Below are 17,802 nucleotides of genomic sequence, written 5' to 3'. Positions count from 1 at the left end.
AATTAAAACCAAGTCAGCCGCAACAGGAGCTGCGGCTGACGCAGGAGCAGCATAGCTGTCCAGTTGTGTCTCAGTAAGATACAACGAGATTAAGTGAGCACGCGCAATTTGGCAAAACTCAGCAATAAGGTTTTCTCGCCGACTTCCTCAAACTGAATGATGGCTTTGGTCGAGCCCTGTTGGGTTTCTAGTTTGGTAACCGTGCCGTAACCAAACTTAGGATGTTCTACCCGTTGCCCGGTTGCGAGGTTGGAGGTATCGCTCGGCTGAAAATCTGCGGGTGGGGTATAGCCTTTCGCTACCGTCTTACGCGGCGCGGGGGGAATAAGGTTGCTGCGCCGCTCCAGTACGTGCCCAAAAGGCGATTCTCCGGGGTTCTGGCTTGCTGCAAACTTAAAGTCAACGTATTGAGGATCAATCTCATCCAGAAAGCGGCTTTTTTCGCAGCTGCGCAGGTTACCCCACTGGTAGCGAGAGGTAGCATAGCTGAGCACCAACTTCTTTTCGGCTCGCGTAATGGCTACGTAGAAGAGGCGACGCTCTTCTTCAAGGTCAGCACGCGACGTAATCATCATCTGCGAAGGGAAGAGGTTCTCCTCCATGCCGACGATGTATACATTTCTGAATTCCAAGCCTTTAGCCGAGTGGATGGTCATCAGCGTAACCGTTTCTCCTTCGTCCTTGGCGTCTTTGGTGTCGGCGTCAGTTACGAGGGCAATGTCTTGAAGAAAGGCCGCCAGCGACTTGTCTTCGCGCTCCGGATCATCGACGTATTCCTTGATACCGTTCAGCAATTCCTGAATGTTTTCGTAGCGCGACAGGCCTTCGATGCTTTTGTCCGAATACAGCTCCTCGATCATGCCCGAATTCTTGGCAATGAACTTGGCCGCCTCAAACGCATCTTCTTTGGCTGCCAGCACCGCATAGCTCTTGATCTGCTCGGCGAAGCCTTCAATCGGGTTGGCAATGCGCGTCGCGAGGAAAGAATTGGCGTTGCTGACTACTTCCCACAGCGTGTGGTTCGATTCCTCAGCGGCGTTAATCAGCTTGCTGATGGTCGTGTCGCCAATGCCACGCTTAGGGTAATTGATCACGCGTCGTAACGCCTGCTCGTCATTCGGATTTACCGTAAGTCGCAGGTAAGCAACAAGATCCTTAATTTCCTTGCGCTGATAGAAGGAGAGGCCGCCAACGATCTTGTACTTGATGTTAAGCTTGCGCAGGGCTTCTTCCATTGCCCGGCTTTGGGCGTTGGTGCGGTACAAGATGGCAAAGTCGTCGTAGGAAAGATGCAGATTCATCTTGTCCTCGTAGATCGAGTTAGCCACCAATTTGCCTTCCTCGTTGTCGGAAGAAGCCTTGATTACTTCGATTAGGGTGCCGTCTTCGTTGTCGGAAAAAACGTCTTTGCGGAGCTGGGCTTTGTTGTTCTTGATGACGGAGTTGGCCGCCCGCACGATGTTCTTGGTCGAACGGTAGTTTTGCTCCAGCTTAAAGACCTGTAGCTCAGGATAATCCTTCTCAAAGTTGAGGATGTTCTGAATGTCGGCGCCGCGGAAGGCGTAGATGCTTTGGGCATCGTCGCCCACCACGCAGATGTTGCGGTCCTTGGCGGCTAACTTTCTGGTAATCAGGTACTGCGAATAGTTCGTGTCCTGATACTCATCGACCATCACAAACTTGAAGATGTTTTGGTATTTATTCAGTACATCCGGATGATCCTTGAACAGCACGTTGGTGTTGAACAACAAATCATCAAAGTCCATGGCGCCAGCCTTGAAGCAGCGCGAGGCATATTGCTGGTAAATCACCCCGATTTTAGGGCGTAAAGCCGCTTCGTCGTCCTGCCGGATAACGGGGTCATTTACATACTGTTGCACTGAAATCAGCTTGTTCTTGGCCGCTGAAATGCGACCCAGCACCATGCCCGGCTTGTAAAGCTTGTCATCCAAGTCCAACTCCTTCACAATCTGCGACACTAAGGTTTTGGAGTCCTGCGTGTCGTAAATGGTAAAGTGGCGCGGGAAACCAATTTTGTCGGCTTCAGAGCGTAGGATGCGCGCAAAAATTGAGTGGAATGTGCCCATCCACAGGTTCTTGGCTTCCGGCCCAACCACCTTTTCAATCCGCGCCCGCATCTCCCGCGCGGCTTTGTTGGTGAAAGTCAGGGCCAGAATGTTGAACGGGTCCACGCCCTGTTCGAGCAGGTTGGCTATGCGGTAGGTCAATACCCGCGTTTTGCCCGACCCGGCGCCCGCTATAATCATGCAAGGGCCTTCGGTTTGCATTACCGCCGCCGCCTGCGACTCATTCAGTAGTTTAAGATAATCCAGTGCCATTAGCGCAAATAATCGAACAACAAAGGTAGGGCTTTCGACCGGCGAAACGAGCGATTGTATCTTCGCCGAATCATTTCCCGCAGAAGCCAGCCAAGGCAGGTGCAACAGTCTACACGTCGACCGTTGCGACACCTAATGGCAGGCTATGCGGACTTCAGCCGGAGAGCAACTCATGATTTCAAGTACAGAACACGTTTCCGCCTTTTCTGGTGCAACGAAGCCTAATCTCGGTATTTTATGTCTTTCGCGCAGCTTTGGTGGGCTGGAAATGAACACGTTAAAGTTTGCGGGTTGGCTACGGGAGCGGGGCTGGAACCTTACGCTTTTTGTCCTCACCGATTCGCCCTTGCACCAAGGTGCGCAACACGAAGGCATTGCGTGTGTGAGTACCGTGCGCCACCGCAAATACTTCGATGTTGCAGGTGCCCGCTGGCTCTCCCGCAACCTAAAACAGCTTCAAATTCCGGTGCTTATCCTCACCCAAAACCGGGAAATGGATTTGGTAAGCTTAACCAAGCTGCGCCTGGGTAAAAGCTTAAAGCTTATCTATCAGCAACATATGCAGCTGGGGCCGCCCAAGCGGGATGTAGTGCATTCGCTACGCTTCATGGCGCTGGATGCGTGGCTTTCACCCCTGGATATGTTGGCTGCCGAAGTAGAAACCAAAACGCGCTTCAATCCCGACCGTGTTCATGTAGTGCCGATTGGCATTAATCTAGATCGTTTTGTTAGCCCCGGCGTGACAACCGTAGCGGCGCGGCAGCAACTGCAATTACCCGCTCAAACGCCACTGTTGGGCATTCTGGGCCGTATTGATGCTGGTAAGGGCCAGGATTTTGTAGTGAGCGTGCTGCACCACTTACGCACGGAAAATAAACTTCCGGTAGAGCTGGTGATTATGGGCGAGCCAACTAAAAACGAAGGCGATGCTTACTGGAACGCCTTACAGCAGCAGGTACAGGAGTTGGATCTTGCGCAAGTAGTTCATTTTCGGCCATTTAGCGAACACGCCGAAGTGTTTTTTCAGGCTATCGATGTATTTGTGCTAGCCTCGGCCAACGAAACCTACGGCATGGTTACCATCGAAGCCATGGCTTCTGCGCGGCCAGTAGTAGCGACGCGTTCTGGTGGTACTACCGAAATTATACAAGATGAAATAACCGGATTTCTGTATCTGCCGCGCGATTTGCAGGCGTGCGCGCAGTGCGTTGCCCGCTACATACATGACCCCGAACAAGCTCACCAAATTTCGCAATTGGCTCAGCGCGAGGCTCAACGGAAGTATTCGCACCACCGCCAATGCGAGCTTACAGAAGCGATAATTTATAGCATTATGTAAATATTTGATAGTCAAGTAATTGTGAAAGTGCTAAAACTATTGAATATCTTTGCGGTCCGCTTTGTTGCAACCCCATGATTATCATTCAAAATACCGTCATCTCCGACGACATTCGCGATAACTTCTTTGTCTGCAATCTCGAAGCTTGCAAAGGCGCCTGCTGCGTAGAAGGCGATTTGGGCGCCCCGCTGGAAGAAGCGGAGCTTCAGATTCTAGAAAGAGAGTACGAAAATATCAAGCCCTTTCTCACCGATGCCGGCCGTCAAGCCATTGAGCAACAAGGTCTTTACATCAAGGATTGGGAGGACGACTACAGCACTACCACCATCAATGATCGTGAGTGTGCGTATGCGCTCTACGACGAGCGCGGCATCCTGAAGTGCGGCATCGAACAAGCGTATTTAGCAGGGGCTACCTCCTTCAAGAAGCCGATCAGCTGCCATTTGTATCCAATTCGGGTTAGTAAGTACGACGGCTTCGATGCCCTAAATTACGACCGCTGGAACATCTGTAATCCTGCCTGCTCTTTCGGAGCCACCCTAGGCGTGCGGATTTATCAGTTTCTAAAAGAGCCCCTCATTCGCAAATACGGCGAAGAATGGTACGGCGAGCTAGTTCAGGAAATAGAAACTACGATTCCGGAAGGCAACTAAAAAAGGCTGGCGATATCGCCAGCCTTTTTTAGTTGCCTTCTATGAGAAACCAGATTTTACAGTTCTGAAAAGTCGAAGGTATCTAGGAAAGCAGTGGTGAAATTGCCTTCCCGGAAGTTCTGGTTGTCCATCAATGCCAAGTGGAAGGGAATGGTTGTTTTTACGCCTTCTACAACAAATTCGCTCAGGGCACGCTTCATTTTCACGATGCACTCTTCCCGGGTTTGCGCCACGGTAATGAGCTTGGCAATCATCGAGTCGTAATTTGGCGGGATGGTATAGCCCGCGTACACATGCGTATCGACGCGCACGCCGTGGCCCCCTGGGATGTGCAAAACCGTAATCTTGCCGGGGGAGGGGCGGAAGCCGTTGCTGGGGTCTTCGGCGTTGATACGGCACTCCATGGCGTGCATCTTCGGGCCATAATTATTACCCGAAATCGGCACACCAGCCGCGACTTTGATTTGCTCTTTGATGAGATCGTAATTGATAATCTCCTCAGTAACAGGGTGTTCTACCTGGATGCGTGTGTTCATCTCCATGAAGTAGAAATCCCGGTTTTTATCCACCAGAAATTCAATAGTGCCTACGCCTTCGTAACCGATGGACTTGGCACCTGCTACAGCAGCTTTGCCCATCTTCTCCCGCAGTTCTTCCGTGACGAAAGGCGAAGGCGCTTCTTCTACCAGCTTCTGGTGCCGACGTTGAATGCTGCAATCGCGCTCGGAAAGGTGCGCGGCACGGCCGTATTGGTCGCCCACAATCTGGATCTCGATGTGGCGCGGCTCTTCAACAAACTTCTCTAGGTAGATGCCATCGTTGCCGAAAGCGGCTTTGGCTTCAGCACGTGCGTCGTTCCATCCTTTTTCCAACTCTTCGTCGGTGCGGGCAACACGCATACCACGTCCGCCGCCGCCGGCTGTTGCTTTCAAAATGATAGGATACTTGATCTTGTGCGCAATTTTTAACGCATCCTGAAAGGAGTCGATCAAACCTTCAGAGCCCGGAATGGTCGGGACGCCGGCCTTTTTCATGGTCGCTTTAGCCGAGGCCTTGTCGCCCATGGAGTTGATCATTTCTGGCGAGGCACCGATAAACTTAATGCCGTTTTCTTGGCAGATACGCGAGAATTCAGCGTTTTCTGACAGAAAGCCATAGCCGGGGTGAATGGCATCGGCATTGGTAATTTCAGCGGCCGCGATCAGGGTCGGGATGTTCAGGTAGGACTGTGCGCTGGGTGGCGGGCCAATGCACACGGCTTCGTCGGCGAAGCGCACGTGCAAGCTCTCCTTATCGGCAGTCGAATAAACGGCTACCGTCTTGATGCCCATTTCCTTGCAGGTACGGATGATGCGCAAAGCAATCTCACCCCGATTGGCAATCAGTATTTTCTTAAACATGATGTGGTGGGATCTTGGAAAGAAGGGTCTCAGGTGGTTGGAGGAAAGAAGAAAGGTCTTGGAACCCCGGCGCCAGACTTGCTTTTTTTAAGCATTCTGAATCCCCAAGATTCCAAGACCCTAAGACCCTGGATATTACATCGGTTCGATGAGAAACAACGGCTGGTCGTACTCCACGGGCGTAGAGTTCTCTACCAATACCTTCACTACGCGTCCCGACGATTCGGCTTCAATTTCATTGAACAGCTTCATGGCTTCGATGATGCAGATAACCTGACCTTTCTCTACCATGTCGCCAACGCTCACGAAAGGAGGGTTATCGGGGCTGTTGCTGCGGTAGAAAGTGCCGATCATCGGTGCTTTCAAGGGCTGGTAGTTGCTGCTGGCTGCAGCTTCAGGGGCAGGAGTCGGAGCGGGTGTCGCCTGGGTTGGAGCAGCAGCCGGAGCAGGTGCTGGGGCCGCTGCTACTGGGGCCGGAGCCGGAGCAGCCGGCACGGAACCAATTATGGGCTTGTAACTGGGCTCACGTTGCACCGAGATCTTGAACTCTTCGGTTTCAATGTTGACTTTGTTCAAGCCCGATTTGGCAATGAAATCGAGTAGTTCCTGAAGTTCTTTGGCTTTCATGGCGGCGGCGGAAGGCTTTGGCGGCAACTGCTTATTTGACTCTTTCGACATAGGAGTAATCGCGCGTATCGACGCGAATTTTCTGGTCTTGCTCAATGAATAGCGGAACCTGAATACGGGCGCCGGTTTCTACCGTTGCCGGCTTAAGGGTGTTCGTGGCCGTATCGCCGCGCAAACCGGGCTCAGTGTACGTCACAATCAATTCTACCGTCGTGGGTAATTCGGCCGTCAGGGGCTGTTCCGTTTCGGCGTGAAACAATATTGTCGCTTCCTGGCCTTCCTTCATCAGGTCAGCGAACGGAACCATCGCTTCGGGAAGCACCACTTGCTCAAACGTTGCGTTATCCATGAACGTGAAGCCATAATCGTCGCGGAACAGGTATTGATGCGGACGTTGCTCCACACGAGCAGTGGTAACTTTCACGCCTGCATTGAAGGTGTTGTCGAGCACCTTGCCGGTTTTGATATTACGAAGCTTCGTGCGAACGAAAGCGGGACCTTTGCCCGGCTTTACGTGCTGAAATTCAGTGATAACGTACAGGTCGTTGTTGTACTCAAGTACCAGACCGTTGCGAAAATCTGCGGTGGTGGCCATTTTTTGTGGGAATTCTGGATTATAAATTATGAATTCTGAGTTGTGACCTGAACAGTACGAAGAGCCGCTTCAACAAAGCTGGCAATTCAAACTTCAGAATTCATAACTCAGAATTACCAAGCGGCACGTCGGGAGTGCAAGTATAGGAGATTTCCGCGTTTAGCAGGCTACTTAAACCAGTTCGGAAACGGGTTTGGGATCGTAAGCCCACTTCAGGTAGAGCGAACCCCACGTAAAACCGCCACCAAAAGCTGCGATTATTACGTTGTCCCCCTTGCGCAGTTGCGATTCGTAGTCGGCAAGGCAGAGGGGAATAGTGCCGTTGGTCGTGTTGCCGTAACGGTGAATATTGAGCATCACCTTTTCCGGGCCTACACCCATTCGGTTCGCAGTAGCGTCTATAATGCGGCGGTTTGCCTGGTGCGGCACGAGCCAGGCTACATCATTGTTAGTCAAGTGGTTGCGTTCCATGACCTGTGCTGCAACATCGGCCATGTTCTTTACCGCAAACTTGAAGACTGTAGCGCCTTCCTGGTAAACGTAGTGTTCCCGATTCGCCACAGTCTCAACTGACGGGGGGCGGCGGCTGCCTCCTGCTTTCTGGTGCAGAAAAGCCTCCCCGTTGCCATCCGAGCAAAGCTGCTGGTCGAGCAAGCCAAATCCTTCTGTGTTAGGTTCAAGCAGCACAGCGCCGGCCCCATCGCCGAAAATGATGCAAGTGGAGCGATCGGTGTAATCTATGATGCTCGACATTTTATCGGCACCCACGATTACGACTTTTTTGTATGCGCCGGTTTGGATAAACTGAGCGCCCGTCGCGAGGGCAAACATAAAGCCCGAACAAGCGGCTTGCATATCAAAACTAAATGCTTTGGTAGCACCTACAGCAGCAGAAATAATATTGGCGGTGGCCGGAAATACTAGATCTGGCGTAGTGGTTGCGCAAATAATCAGGTCAATTTCGTCGGCACGGGTACTGGTTTTCTCCAGCAATTGCTGCACCGCCCGCACGCCCATAACGGAGGTGCCTTGGTTTTCTCCTTTTAAAATTCGCCTTTCCTGAATGCCGGTTCTACTCAAAATCCACTCGTCGGTGGTGTCCACCATCGTTTCGAGTTCTTTGTTAGTAAGCACGTAGTCAGGCACATAAGCGCCCACTCCAGTGATTGCGGCGGTAACTTTCATTTCAACGGACGGAAAAACGCGGCAAAAAAAGTCCGGCCTGAGCCGGACTTAGTCGCTAGGACTTGAATGTGCTTTTTATTTGGTCGGAGATGCCTGATTCGGCCATTTGATAGCCTTGCAGCAGCATGTTGCAGATAGCGAATGGAGTACTTACACCATGACCAATAATGGCATTGTCGTTGATGCCCAAGATTGGGCTGCCTCCAATGGCTTCGTAGTTAAATTTATCGAAGAACGGATCGTGCATCTGCTTTTCGACCAGAATATCATAGATCGACTCGGCTAATTTCAGCACGACGTTGCCCGTATATCCGTCGCAGACAATAACATCAGCTTTGGAATTGAACAGGTCGCGACCCTCGATGTTACCCACAAAATTGATGTGCGGGTTCACCTTTAATAACTGATGGGCAGCTTGGGTAAGGACTGTACCCTTGCCTTCCTCTTCCCCTAAGTTCATGAGGCCTACTTTCGGCTCGTTAATGCCCAAAACGTATTGAGCATACAAAGAGCCGAGCTCGCCAAATTGCTCCAGCATTTCGGGTTTGCATTCGGCATTGGCACCTACGTCCAAAAGAATGCCGTATCCGCCATGGATCTTCGGAACAAAATTAGCAATGGCCGGACGCAGTACACCCGGCACAGCTTTTACGCTAAACATCGCACCGACCAACATGGCTCCCGTGCTGCCTGCCGAGCAGAAGGCGTCCAACTCCCCAGCGTGCAGCATGCGATAGCCTACAGCAATACTGGAATCCTGCTTCTGCTGATAGGCTTTGGCTGGGTGCTCGCCCATCTCGATCACCTGCGATGCGGGGATGAGAATAAGGCTAGCAGCCGCCGGTCCGTGTTGTTCAAGCAAGGGCCGCACGGCTTCTTCCTGGCCGATAAGCACAATCTGAGCTTTGCCGTCCAGCTTTTCAGCTGCCAGCACAGCGCCATCGACAGCAGCCTGAGGAGCAAAATCGCCCCCCATTGCGTCCAGGGCTATCTTCATGTACGAAAGTTCAAGAGGTATAAGGTCGGGAAGGCAGGCCGGCTATTGCCGGCTAGACGAGGCAGAAATAGGTTATTCCTCGTCGGTAGAAGGCGCGGCAGCGGCTACCGGAGCGTAATCTTTAATCGCTACTTTGCCGTGCAGATATAGATCGCCATCTACTACATAAGCCTTGTGACGCAGGTGAAGCTCACCTGTATTTTGGCAAATAGTGATTGCTTTTGGAGTGAGCTTGTCGTGGGTGCGACGCTTGTCGCGGCGGGTTTTGGAGGTGCGGCGCTTAGGATGTGCCATGATTGGAAATTACGTATTATGAGTGTTGAATTTATTGAATTGAGAACCTAGTTGAGGTTGCGCAACGCATCCCAACGTGGGTCGGAAGACTCATCGTCGTTTTCATCCGCATCGCTGCGGGTAGAAAAAATAAGCTTGCTATCCGCCTCTGGATTTTCGTCCGGTTCGTTCTGGAAACGTGGGTGTAACTTCTTCATCGGAATTGCAAGCCCGATGTAGTCGAACAAATGCTGAGCAACAGGAAGCGTCTGGGTATCAGGCGTGATTTGCAACACATCTTCGTCCAGCTCCAAGTCCTGATCGCCGTAGCGCACAAGCAGTTGGTGCTGCACGTCAATCGGTTGGTCGAATTCTTCCAAGCTACGATCGCAGGTAAGGCGCACGGTACCCTTGATGTGAAAATCAAGCGTCAACAGGCGGTCGGTTTTTGTCAGATCAAGATCCGCATGAAGATCACCCTCCTGGATTAAGCTTTGGTCGAACTGCTCAAAAAAAGCACGCCCCAGCTCAAACGCAAAATGATGCGTTTTGAAGGCTAGTTTGGCAATTGCCAAATCGAATTGTGCGTCCTTTTTCACGGTTGGGTTAATAGCAGGGGGCAAAAGTAGGAAGATTTCTGCGTTTTGTAAAAAACAAAGCCTTTATAAGCCCAAATCCTAAGCAGTTTTGAGAATGAATTCGGGGCTAATGCCCAACCGTTCGTAAAGCTTTTTGGCCAAATCGAGGGTAACTCGACGCTTGCCACTTAGGATTTGCGACAGGCGACCTGCCGGTACTTCCAGCAGTTGTGCCAACTCTTTCTGCTTCAGCTGCAACTGCTGGCGCTTCAGCTCGATCATATCGGCTAAGGTAGTGGGCAACATCGGAAGGGGTAGCAGCTGTAGGCGGGCTTCATAAGCCTCGATTTCTGCTGTAAGATGCTGAATATCAATAGATTGATCTGGGTCTCCCTGCAGGCTTGTTCTGTCGCTGGTGAGCTCATCGAGGCGCCGCAGTGCTTCTTTGTAAAGTAAGGGAGAGGTAATCAGCATCAGAAAACGGATACGCTGCTTAAGTGGTTTAGGCGCACAAAGTTGGGGCAAAGATTTCTAATGGGAAAATAAAGTTTCGTTTTCGGAAACTCCACTCCTTTGCATTTCTCAGAATGAGAGCAGCTTAATCTTATAGTATTTTTGCAACACATTTATCATCAATGCATTGCTTGCGACTTGGTAATTGTTTCTGTTGCTCTTTTGCGTACTAAATCGCAGGCCATGTACAGCGCCTCCCGGAAGGAAGTGGCATCGGCGGCAAAGCTGCCGGCAATGCCATAAGCCGTACCATGGTCGGGCGAGGTGCGGATGATAGGCAGCCCAGCCGTAAAATTGACCCCACGCTCAAATGCAATGGTTTTGAAAGGAATCAGTCCCTGATCGTGGTAAAGCGCCAAGGTGGCATCGAACTTCCGGAACTGGCCGGTGCCGAAGTAGCCATCGGCAGGGAAGGGGCCATATGCTAGTTCGCCGTTGTTGAGGAACTGCTGGATGACGGGCGTAACAATTTCCACTTCCTCCGACCCAAGCAGCCCGTTCTCGCCGGCGTGCGGGTTCAGGCCTAAGACTGCCACGCGCGGCTTGTCAATACCAAAATCGTGATGCAGCGAATCAAGCAAAATGCGCAGCTTGGCTGTCAGCAAGTTGGCAGTAAGCTTGCCGGGTACGTCTTTCAAGGCCATGTGCCCGGTTACGGTTGCTACGCGCAAATCCTCGCTGGCCAGCAGCATAAGGCTTTCAGGTGCCCCAAAGAAATCGGTAAGAAATTCGGTGTGGCCGGGGTAGCGAAAATCGTCGGCCTGTGTGTTCTCTTTGCTAATAGGAGCCGTCACGATGCCGTCGATCAGGCCTGCTTTCAAATCGCGGCAGGCGGCCAACAGCGATTGCCGGGCAGCCCGGCCCGAAGCCTCCGTGGGCTTGCCGGGAGTCAGGGCAAAGTCTTCGTCCCAACATGTAACGGCATTGTGCTTGCCAATGGCGATATCGGCGGCCGCGCGTACCTGACGGAACGTGAGGGGGCCAGCTTGCTTGTCAACGGGGAAATCGTCGAAGAGAACTGTAGCGGTACCGTAAACGACGGGCGTACAGTATTTTAATAAACGGCTGTCTAAGAGCGTTTTATAGATGATTTCCGGCCCGATGCCAGCCAGGTCGCCGACGGATATGCCGATGCGGGGCGGGTGCGTCATAGGTAAGTGGTCAGAGGTGAGGGAGTTACTTGTCGGATAAGGAATTATCCTAACAAATTTTCTCAGCTAAGTAGGCCTTAATAGGGGCGCAGCACTTAAGCTGAGGAGTGAGGCGGGAGTTATAGGCTCTTTAGAAAATCGTAGAGCAGGCGCACGCTGGTGCCGGTGCCACCTTTGCCGCGGTAGCTGTCGGGGGCCGTCAGGTAAGCCGGGGCGGCGATGTCGAGATGAATCCAAGGGTAACCTTCGGTGAAGCGCTCCAGAAACTTGCCCGCGGAAATGTGGCCGGCTTCAGCTTTGCCCAAATTGTTGATGTCGGCAATGTCGGATTTGATGTGGTCGGCGTATTCTTCCCAGAGCGGAAATTCCACGATGCGTTCGTGGGTGCGGTTGCCGGCTTGTTTGAGCTGAAGTAGCCGCTCGTCGCCGGCCGTGCCCATTGCAACCAAGCCTTCTTTGCCCACTGCGCGAGCCGCCGCACCGGTAAGCGTAGCAATATCGACCACCAGCTCGGGGTGGTATTTCTTGGCAAAGGCCAACGCATCGGCCAGGATCAGGCGGCCTTCGGCGTCGGTGTTCAGCACTTCCACCGTGAGGCCGCTGTACATGGTGAGCACATCGCCGGGCACGAAAGCCATGCCGCCAGGGCGGTTGTCGGTGGCTGGTACTAAGCCGATTACGTGCAACGGGATTTTGTTTTTGGCCAAGGCATATAGTACGCCCGTTACGGCAGCCCCGCCGGCCATGTCGCACTTCATCATGTCCATGGAGTTGGGCGTGGGCTTCAGGCTCAGGCCGCCCGTATCGAACACTACGCCTTTGCCGACGAGGACGTAGGGCTTCTCGTTGCGCGCATTTTCGGGCTTGTATTCCATGATGGTGAACGTGGGCGGCTCGGGGCTGCCCAGGTTTACGGCCAGCAGGCCGCCCATCCGCAACGCCTCAATCCGCACCAAATCCAGAATTTCGGTATGAAAGCCTGCTTCTTCACCTGCTGCGGCCATCTGATCGGCAAACTGCGTGGCATTCAGCTTGTTAAAGGGGGCATTGACCAGGTCACGGGCCAAGAATACACCTTGCAGCACCCCTTCCAATTCCTGCACCGCTTCGGCCGTAACCTGCGATCCGGTCACGACGATGCGGTTCAGGACCGGATCGGCTTTCGATTTTGCATCGGTCTTATAGCCGGCAAATTTGTAAGCCGAAAGGTAAAGTCCTTCCGCCAAGGCCAAAGCTCCGGAGCCTTCTTCGGTAAGATCTTGAATATAAACCTCTTGCGTTTTGGCTGTTTTAAGGGCATTATGCAATTGATGCCCGTGCCGGCGTAGGGCTTCCGCCACCAGATCGGCGGAAGGCTTGGCGGCCGCGGCGACAAAGTAGTGGTGGTGCGAGAAGTGGTTGACAGTAACCAGCTTAGCATCGGCAGCTAATTGATCGGAAACGTACTGCCGAGCCTCCTTGGGAAGGTCAGTAGCCGCCGCATCCGGCAGGTTGTGCGTGCCGGCGGGCAGAATAAAAACGGTCGTGACGCCCGTAGGCAGGTCAGCGGCATGAGCAAGGTGAAGCGGCATGGTAGCAGGGCTTGAAGGGGCGGAAGAAGCGGCCAACTGCGCAACCCAATGCAAATCGGGGCGGACAGACCGTATCTTTACGGCCGCGCAAGGTATGCGTTTTAGCCGTGTAGTGGAAGTGAGGACAAAAGCACGCAACCGCGCTGATCTCCGCTGGAAACGATATTTGCTTGCTTCGGTTGCTTTTACATCTTCGCCCGCCCTTACATTGCCCTTATGGACCACGTTAGCCCGAAAAAACACTTAGGTCAGCATTTCCTGGCCGATCCGAACATTGCCCGCCGCATTGTCGAATCGCTGCAACTGCCTGAAGGCGTGTCGGAAGTGCTGGAAATCGGGCCGGGCATGGGCGTGCTGACCGGCGATCTGCTGAAGCACCCGGAATACCGCGCCACCGTCATCGAGATCGACCGCGAATCGGTGGCGTACCTGCAACAGCACTTTCCGGCACTCAACAACCGCATTTTTTCGGCCGACTTTCTGAAGCAGGACCTAAGCAAGCTGTTTCCGGCCCAGCCGTTGAGCATCATCGGCAACTTTCCTTATAATATCTCTAGCCAGATTTTCTTTCAAGTGCTCAACCACCGCCATCAGGTGCGCGAAGTGGTGGGCATGATACAGAAAGAAGTAGCCGACCGACTGGCCGAGCCGCCAGGTTCCAAAACTTACGGCATTCTAAGTGTCTTGCTGCAAGCATTTTATCGTATCGAGTATCTGTTTACGGTACCCCCGCACGTCTTTATTCCGCCGCCCAAGGTGCAGTCGGCCGTAATTCGTCTGACGCGGAATGATACCGTGAAGCTAGACTGCGACGAGAAGCTGTTTTTTCAGGTGGTAAAGCAGGCTTTCCAGACCCGCCGCAAAACGTTGCGCAACGCCCTGAAGCCATTTGGGATGCCCGCCGAAGCCACCACCGACCCGATTTTCGACAAACGGGCCGAGCAGCTTGGCGTGCCTGAGTTTGTGGGCCTGACGCAGTTTGTAGAGCAGCACCGAGCCCCCAATCCGGCTTCGCAAGGCTTGCGGGGCGGCCACGAGCCCATGTTTTAGATAGCCAATGACGAATCTTGATTCTAATTCCGCGGATTCTGTTTTCCCTTCTACCCAAAATTCCGGTGGCGTAACGCGTTCCCTTTGCCTCGTAGTCGATGAGATGCACCCGTCGCTGCAAGAAATGTTGCAACAGATCGACGTGCAGATGCACTACCGCCCCGATCTGAAAGCGGCTGAGGTTTCCGCTGCCCTCGCCGCGCAGCCCTACGACGGCCTGATGGTGCGCAGCAAAATACGCGTGACCGCCGAGCTGCTCGCCCACGGCCCCAAGCTGCGCTACGTGGCCCGCGCCGGTGCCGGCGTCGATAACATCGATGAAGCGGCGTTGGCGGCGGCGGGCGTTATGCTGCTGAATGCGCCCGAAGGCAACCAAGATGCCGTAGGAGAATTTGCTATCGGTCTGCTACTGAGCCTGTTTCGGAATATAGTGCAAGCCGACAGCGAAGTGCGCCAAAGCGTGTGGCGGCGCGAAGCCAACCGGGGCGAAGAAATCGGGGGCAAGACCATCGGTTTGTTGGGCTATGGGCACATGGGGCGCGCCTTTGCACGTCGACTGGCCGCGTTCGATTGCACTGTGTTGGCCTACGACCACGACCCAGCGTGCACTGCCGATCACCACGCGGCGCTGGTATCACTGGCCGAATTGCAGCAACGCGCCGAGGTGTTTAGTATTCATATTCCATATTCGGTTGATAATCATCGGTTTGTGAATGATGAGTTGCTCCGAGGGTTTCGCAACCCTATCTGGTTGCTGAATACAGCCCGCGGCGAAGTGCTCGACCACGCCGCGTTGGTGAGCGGTCTGCAAAGCGGCCAGATTCGGGGTGCGGGCCTCGACGTGCTCGAGAACGAAAAGCTCACTACCTTAACCGCCGAGCAGCAAGCGCGCTTCGATTTTCTGACCTTCGCGCCCAACGTAATTCTCTCTCCACACATCGGCGGCTGGACCCACCAATCGTACCGCCGCATTAACGAAGTGTTGGTCTGGAAAATCGCAGAATTTCTGTGCACCGGCTCCATGCAGAAGTAGCGGAAGTTTGGGGAGGTTTGTATATTTGTCTCAACCTGTTCGGAGAACGGTTGGCTTGGCCGACCGTTCTTCTTGTTTTTTAGCTTACCATCCCACCGCCATGTCAACTGTCAATTACTATACTCCCGAAGGCCTGCAAAAGCTAAAGGAGGAACTCAATTCGCTCAAAGTCCGCGGTCGGGCCGAGGTAGCCCGTCAGCTTGCCGAAGCGCGCGATAAAGGCGACTTGAGCGAGAACGCCGAGTACGACGCTGCCAAAGATGCGCAGGGCCACCTAGAGCTGAAAATCGCGAAACTCGAAGAAATCATCGGCAACGCCCGCGTCATCGACGATTCGAACATGGACGCCAGCAAAGCCTTGATTCTGAGCAAAGTGAAGCTCAAAAACCTCAAGAACAACATGATTCTCGACTACACGCTCGTGGCCGAGGAAGAAGCCAATTTGGCGGCAGGCAAGATTTCGGTGAAATCGCCTATTGGCAAAGGGCTGCTGGGCTTATCGGTAGGCGACGTGGCCGAAATCACGGTGCCCGCCGGCAAGCTGCAATTTGAGATTCTGGAAATCAGCCGCTAAACGGCAAAAAATGAGAAATGAGAAGCGGGAGGTGAGACTTTAATCAGTTTCGCCTCTTTGCTTTTCCACGGTTTTCGTACACTTCCGCACACCCAAAAGCTTACCGCCGACCGCCTCCTTTCCAACCCTCACTTCTTCACAACATGGCTTCTATCTTTTCTAGAATTGTGTCCGGCGAGCTGCCTTCCTATAAGGTAGCCGAAGACGAACAGCACTTGGCATTTCTCGACATCACCCCGCTGGTGGAAGGCCATACGCTGGTCATTCCGAAGCGGGAGGTCGATTACATTTTCGATATGGCGCCGGACGAGCTGGCGGCTCTGCATCTTTTTGCCCAGCGCGTGGCCAAGGGCGTGCAGGCGGCCGTGCCGTGCCAGCGCATCGGGGTGGCCGTGATTGGGCTGGAAGTGCCGCACGCTCACATTCATTTGATTCCGATGAACAAGGTGTCGGACATGAATTTTGCCAATCCGAAGATCAAAGTAGCCGAAGCGCGCATGAAAGAACTGGCGGCGGCCATTGCGGCCAAAGTTCCGGGCGGTGACGGAGCCCCAGCCGCCAGCGCGTCTCAGTCGAATGATGCGAAAGCCGCGCCAGCCGGTGCAGGCGCACCTGCCGTGACCGAGCGCCTGGAAAAACTCACCGAAGGCCTGCTTTTCATGAGCGAATCGGATGCGCCCTTGGCTGCCGTGCACTTTGAGGCCCCGGCAGGCGACCTCTCCAACGATGCCTTGCTGAAGCTCGTGGGCGAACCGGCGGGCACGCCCGTAGAAACGCAGGAACTCACGCTTTTCCTCCGCAATCATACCGCCGACAAAGGCATTCTGAACGACGTGGCGCTGGCCAACCGCTTCAAAGCCTTGCAGATGTACATGAAGCAGGAGCTACAGGATGCCAAAGTGTATCGCATCGGCAAAGGCCCCACGATACAAGCCTACGCGCTGGGCCGCACCGACGATGGTCAGCTGGCCGGCTTCAAAACAGTTCTTACAGAAACCTAAGCCTACACGCTATGCCTAGCCGGGCGTGGATGCAGGCGGGTTTCGCACTGAAAGCGCTGGTTGCCGCTGGATTTCGTAAGTTGTTTAGTGTCAAGTATTTCCAAGCGAAGTATTTTGGGCTGTACCAAAAGGTATTTTTGCCAACCGGCCTATTCGATGGTGTTTCCAAGCGCGTAAGGTATCGGCACGGGCTGACGTTGCACTTGCATCTGGGCGACTGGATCCAGCAAACCCTGTATTTTTTGGGTGCCTATGAAGCTCGGGAAATCGCTTTTCTGGAGCGTTATCTCAAGCCCGGCGACGTGGTATTTGACGTTGGCGCTAACATCGGGCTGCACACGCTGGTGGCAGCCAAAATGGTGGGCCCGACGGGCAAAGTCTATGCTTTCGAACCCTTCCGGCAGAACTTCGAGCACTTGCAAGAGCACATTCAGCTCAATGGCCTGACGAATGTGGCGGCGGCCGAACTGGCCGTCAGCGATACGGATGGGCCGCTGGATTTTTTTGCGCCGCCCCCCAACAATAGCGGCATGGGCTCGCGCTACCGTCAGGCTGTTGGTAGCCGGCCGCAAGTGGTGCAAGCCGTGGCCCTCGACCGCTACGCGGCGGATCTGCCGGCTCTCAACCTCGTCAAAATTGATATTGAGGGCGGTGAATTGCTGGCACTGCGGGGCATGAGAAATCTGCTGGCTACGCACAAGCCCAAAGTAATAATGGAGATAGACCGCAGTATTTTGCAGAACGCACAACTATCAGATAATGACATAGTTGGGTTTATGGCTGCGTTGGGCTATCATATGCAGTTTATCACCCCCAGCGGTCACTTGAGCAAGGCTGCCCTTGCCGATAGCTCGACTAACTTCGTATTTGTGCACGAGCAAGATCTCGTGGCTTAACGGGCTGCGTACGCTGGTTTGCGGCTT

General features: G+C 53.6%; 18 protein-coding genes. 7 read left to right on the top strand and 11 right to left on the bottom strand.

Annotated elements, in window-relative coordinates; all coding sequences use genetic code 11:
• Positions 1 to 89: 89 nt before the first annotated feature.
• A complete protein-coding gene (locus H9I52_RS11475) occupies positions 90 to 2,333 on the bottom strand; it encodes a UvrD-helicase domain-containing protein (protein WP_187454015.1) in 2,244 nt (747 codons plus the stop codon).
• A gap of 274 nt (positions 2,334 to 2,607) precedes the next feature.
• Between H9I52_RS11475 and H9I52_RS11470 the strand changes: the two genes are divergently transcribed.
• Together H9I52_RS11470 and H9I52_RS11465 are read left to right on the top strand one after the other, a co-directional pair.
• A complete protein-coding gene (locus tag H9I52_RS11470) occupies positions 2,608 to 3,678 on the top strand; it encodes a glycosyltransferase family 4 protein (protein WP_187453946.1) in 1,071 nt (356 codons plus the stop codon).
• A 74-nt stretch (positions 3,679 to 3,752) separates the two neighbouring features.
• Positions 3,753 to 4,331 (top strand): DUF3109 family protein, encoded by a 579-nt coding sequence (locus tag H9I52_RS11465; protein ID WP_187453945.1) that lies wholly within the window; start codon positions 3,753 to 3,755, stop codon positions 4,329 to 4,331.
• Positions 4,332 to 4,387: 56 nt separating this feature from the next.
• On the opposite strand, the gene accC is transcribed toward H9I52_RS11465, so the two are convergent.
• The 10 genes from accC to H9I52_RS11415 form a co-directional block, all read right to left on the bottom strand.
• Positions 4,388 to 5,731, bottom strand: a complete 1,344-nt coding sequence (accC, locus tag H9I52_RS11460) for an acetyl-CoA carboxylase biotin carboxylase subunit (RefSeq protein WP_139517545.1) — start codon at positions 5,729 to 5,731, stop codon at positions 4,388 to 4,390.
• Positions 5,732 to 5,866: 135 nt separating this feature from the next.
• Entirely contained in the window at positions 5,867 to 6,358 is a 492-nt protein-coding gene (gene accB / locus H9I52_RS11455) for an acetyl-CoA carboxylase biotin carboxyl carrier protein (protein WP_187453944.1), read from the bottom strand.
• Positions 6,359 to 6,389: 31 nt separating this feature from the next.
• Positions 6,390 to 6,953 (bottom strand): elongation factor P, encoded by a 564-nt coding sequence (efp, locus tag H9I52_RS11450; protein WP_139517543.1) that lies wholly within the window; start codon positions 6,951 to 6,953, stop codon positions 6,390 to 6,392.
• A 171-nt stretch (positions 6,954 to 7,124) separates the two neighbouring features.
• Entirely contained in the window at positions 7,125 to 8,138 is a 1,014-nt protein-coding gene (locus H9I52_RS11445) for a beta-ketoacyl-ACP synthase III (RefSeq protein ID WP_187453943.1), read from the bottom strand.
• Between the two features lie 55 nt (positions 8,139 to 8,193).
• Positions 8,194 to 9,135: a phosphate acyltransferase PlsX gene (gene plsX / locus H9I52_RS11440; protein ID WP_187453942.1), complete on the bottom strand. Its 942-nt coding sequence runs from the start codon at positions 9,133 to 9,135 to the stop codon at positions 8,194 to 8,196.
• 72 nt (positions 9,136 to 9,207) lie between these two features.
• A complete protein-coding gene (gene rpmF / locus H9I52_RS11435; RefSeq protein ID WP_187453941.1) occupies positions 9,208 to 9,429 on the bottom strand; it encodes a 50S ribosomal protein L32 in 222 nt (73 codons plus the stop codon).
• A 47-nt stretch (positions 9,430 to 9,476) separates the two neighbouring features.
• Positions 9,477 to 10,031 carry a YceD family protein gene (locus H9I52_RS11430; RefSeq protein WP_222940456.1) on the bottom strand — a complete coding sequence of 185 codons (555 nt, stop codon included), beginning with the start codon at positions 10,029 to 10,031 and terminating at the stop codon, positions 9,477 to 9,479.
• Positions 10,032 to 10,085: 54 nt separating this feature from the next.
• Positions 10,086 to 10,460: a helix-turn-helix domain-containing protein gene (locus H9I52_RS11425; protein WP_187453940.1), complete on the bottom strand. Its 375-nt coding sequence runs from the start codon at positions 10,458 to 10,460 to the stop codon at positions 10,086 to 10,088.
• A gap of 158 nt (positions 10,461 to 10,618) precedes the next feature.
• Complete coding sequence (gene pdxA / locus H9I52_RS11420) at positions 10,619 to 11,650, bottom strand: 4-hydroxythreonine-4-phosphate dehydrogenase PdxA (RefSeq protein ID WP_187453939.1); 1,032 nt, start codon at positions 11,648 to 11,650, stop codon at positions 10,619 to 10,621.
• Between the two features lie 119 nt (positions 11,651 to 11,769).
• Positions 11,770 to 13,221, bottom strand: coding sequence for a leucyl aminopeptidase family protein (locus tag H9I52_RS11415; RefSeq protein ID WP_187453938.1), 1,452 nt, complete (start codon positions 13,219 to 13,221; stop codon positions 11,770 to 11,772).
• Positions 13,222 to 13,437: 216 nt separating this feature from the next.
• Between H9I52_RS11415 and rsmA the strand changes: the two genes are divergently transcribed.
• The 5 genes from rsmA to H9I52_RS11390 all read left to right on the top strand — a co-directional run bounded on the left by rsmA (position 13,438) and on the right by H9I52_RS11390 (position 17,775).
• Positions 13,438 to 14,271: a 16S rRNA (adenine(1518)-N(6)/adenine(1519)-N(6))-dimethyltransferase RsmA gene (gene rsmA, locus H9I52_RS11410; protein ID WP_187453937.1), complete on the top strand. Its 834-nt coding sequence runs from the start codon at positions 13,438 to 13,440 to the stop codon at positions 14,269 to 14,271.
• Between the two features lie 7 nt (positions 14,272 to 14,278).
• On the top strand, positions 14,279 to 15,304 hold the full coding sequence (locus H9I52_RS11405) for an NAD(P)-dependent oxidoreductase (RefSeq protein ID WP_187453936.1): 1,026 nt from the start codon (positions 14,279 to 14,281) through the stop codon (positions 15,302 to 15,304).
• Between the two features lie 100 nt (positions 15,305 to 15,404).
• Positions 15,405 to 15,878 (top strand): transcription elongation factor GreA, encoded by a 474-nt coding sequence (gene greA, locus H9I52_RS11400; RefSeq protein ID WP_139517533.1) that lies wholly within the window; start codon positions 15,405 to 15,407, stop codon positions 15,876 to 15,878.
• Positions 15,879 to 16,021: 143 nt separating this feature from the next.
• Positions 16,022 to 16,879, top strand: a complete 858-nt coding sequence (locus tag H9I52_RS23240) for a nuclease A inhibitor family protein (RefSeq protein WP_187453935.1) — start codon at positions 16,022 to 16,024, stop codon at positions 16,877 to 16,879.
• An 11-nt stretch (positions 16,880 to 16,890) separates the two neighbouring features.
• Positions 16,891 to 17,775, top strand: a complete 885-nt coding sequence (locus H9I52_RS11390; RefSeq protein WP_187453934.1) for an FkbM family methyltransferase — start codon at positions 16,891 to 16,893, stop codon at positions 17,773 to 17,775.
• Positions 17,776 to 17,802: the final 27 nt, after the last annotated feature.

The sequence above is a fragment of the Hymenobacter sp. BT491 genome, assembly GCF_014349165.1.
Classification (GTDB): Bacteria; Bacteroidota; Bacteroidia; order Cytophagales; family Hymenobacteraceae; genus Hymenobacter; species Hymenobacter jejuensis.
Note: the sequence above shows the minus strand (reverse complement) of the source record. Positions and strands in the feature narration are given on the sequence as shown.

Coding starts and splice junctions, on each gene's coding strand:
- H9I52_RS11470 (WP_187453946.1), top strand. CDS start 2,608: ATGAACACGTTAAAGTTTGCGGGTTGGCTACGGGAGCGGGGCTGGAAC.
- H9I52_RS11465 (WP_187453945.1), top strand. CDS start 3,753: ATGATTATCATTCAAAATACCGTCATCTCCGACGACATTCGCGATAAC.
- accC (WP_139517545.1), bottom strand. CDS start 5,731: ATGTTTAAGAAAATACTGATTGCCAATCGGGGTGAGATTGCTTTGCGC.
- accB (WP_187453944.1), bottom strand. CDS start 6,358: ATGAAAGCCAAAGAACTTCAGGAACTACTCGATTTCATTGCCAAATCG.
- efp (WP_139517543.1), bottom strand. CDS start 6,953: ATGGCCACCACCGCAGATTTTCGCAACGGTCTGGTACTTGAGTACAAC.
- H9I52_RS11445 (WP_187453943.1), bottom strand. CDS start 8,138: ATGAAAGTTACCGCCGCAATCACTGGAGTGGGCGCTTATGTGCCTGAC.
- plsX (WP_187453942.1), bottom strand. CDS start 9,135: ATGAAGATAGCCCTGGACGCAATGGGGGGCGATTTTGCTCCTCAGGCT.
- rpmF (WP_187453941.1), bottom strand. CDS start 9,429: ATGGCACATCCTAAGCGCCGCACCTCCAAAACCCGCCGCGACAAGCGT.
- H9I52_RS11425 (WP_187453940.1), bottom strand. CDS start 10,460: ATGCTGATTACCTCTCCCTTACTTTACAAAGAAGCACTGCGGCGCCTC.
- pdxA (WP_187453939.1), bottom strand. CDS start 11,650: ATGACGCACCCGCCCCGCATCGGCATATCCGTCGGCGACCTGGCTGGC.
- H9I52_RS11415 (WP_187453938.1), bottom strand. CDS start 13,221: ATGCCGCTTCACCTTGCTCATGCCGCTGACCTGCCTACGGGCGTCACG.
- rsmA (WP_187453937.1), top strand. CDS start 13,438: ATGGACCACGTTAGCCCGAAAAAACACTTAGGTCAGCATTTCCTGGCC.
- H9I52_RS11405 (WP_187453936.1), top strand. CDS start 14,279: ATGACGAATCTTGATTCTAATTCCGCGGATTCTGTTTTCCCTTCTACC.
- greA (WP_139517533.1), top strand. CDS start 15,405: ATGTCAACTGTCAATTACTATACTCCCGAAGGCCTGCAAAAGCTAAAG.
- H9I52_RS23240 (WP_187453935.1), top strand. CDS start 16,022: ATGGCTTCTATCTTTTCTAGAATTGTGTCCGGCGAGCTGCCTTCCTAT.
- H9I52_RS11390 (WP_187453934.1), top strand. CDS start 16,891: ATGCCTAGCCGGGCGTGGATGCAGGCGGGTTTCGCACTGAAAGCGCTG.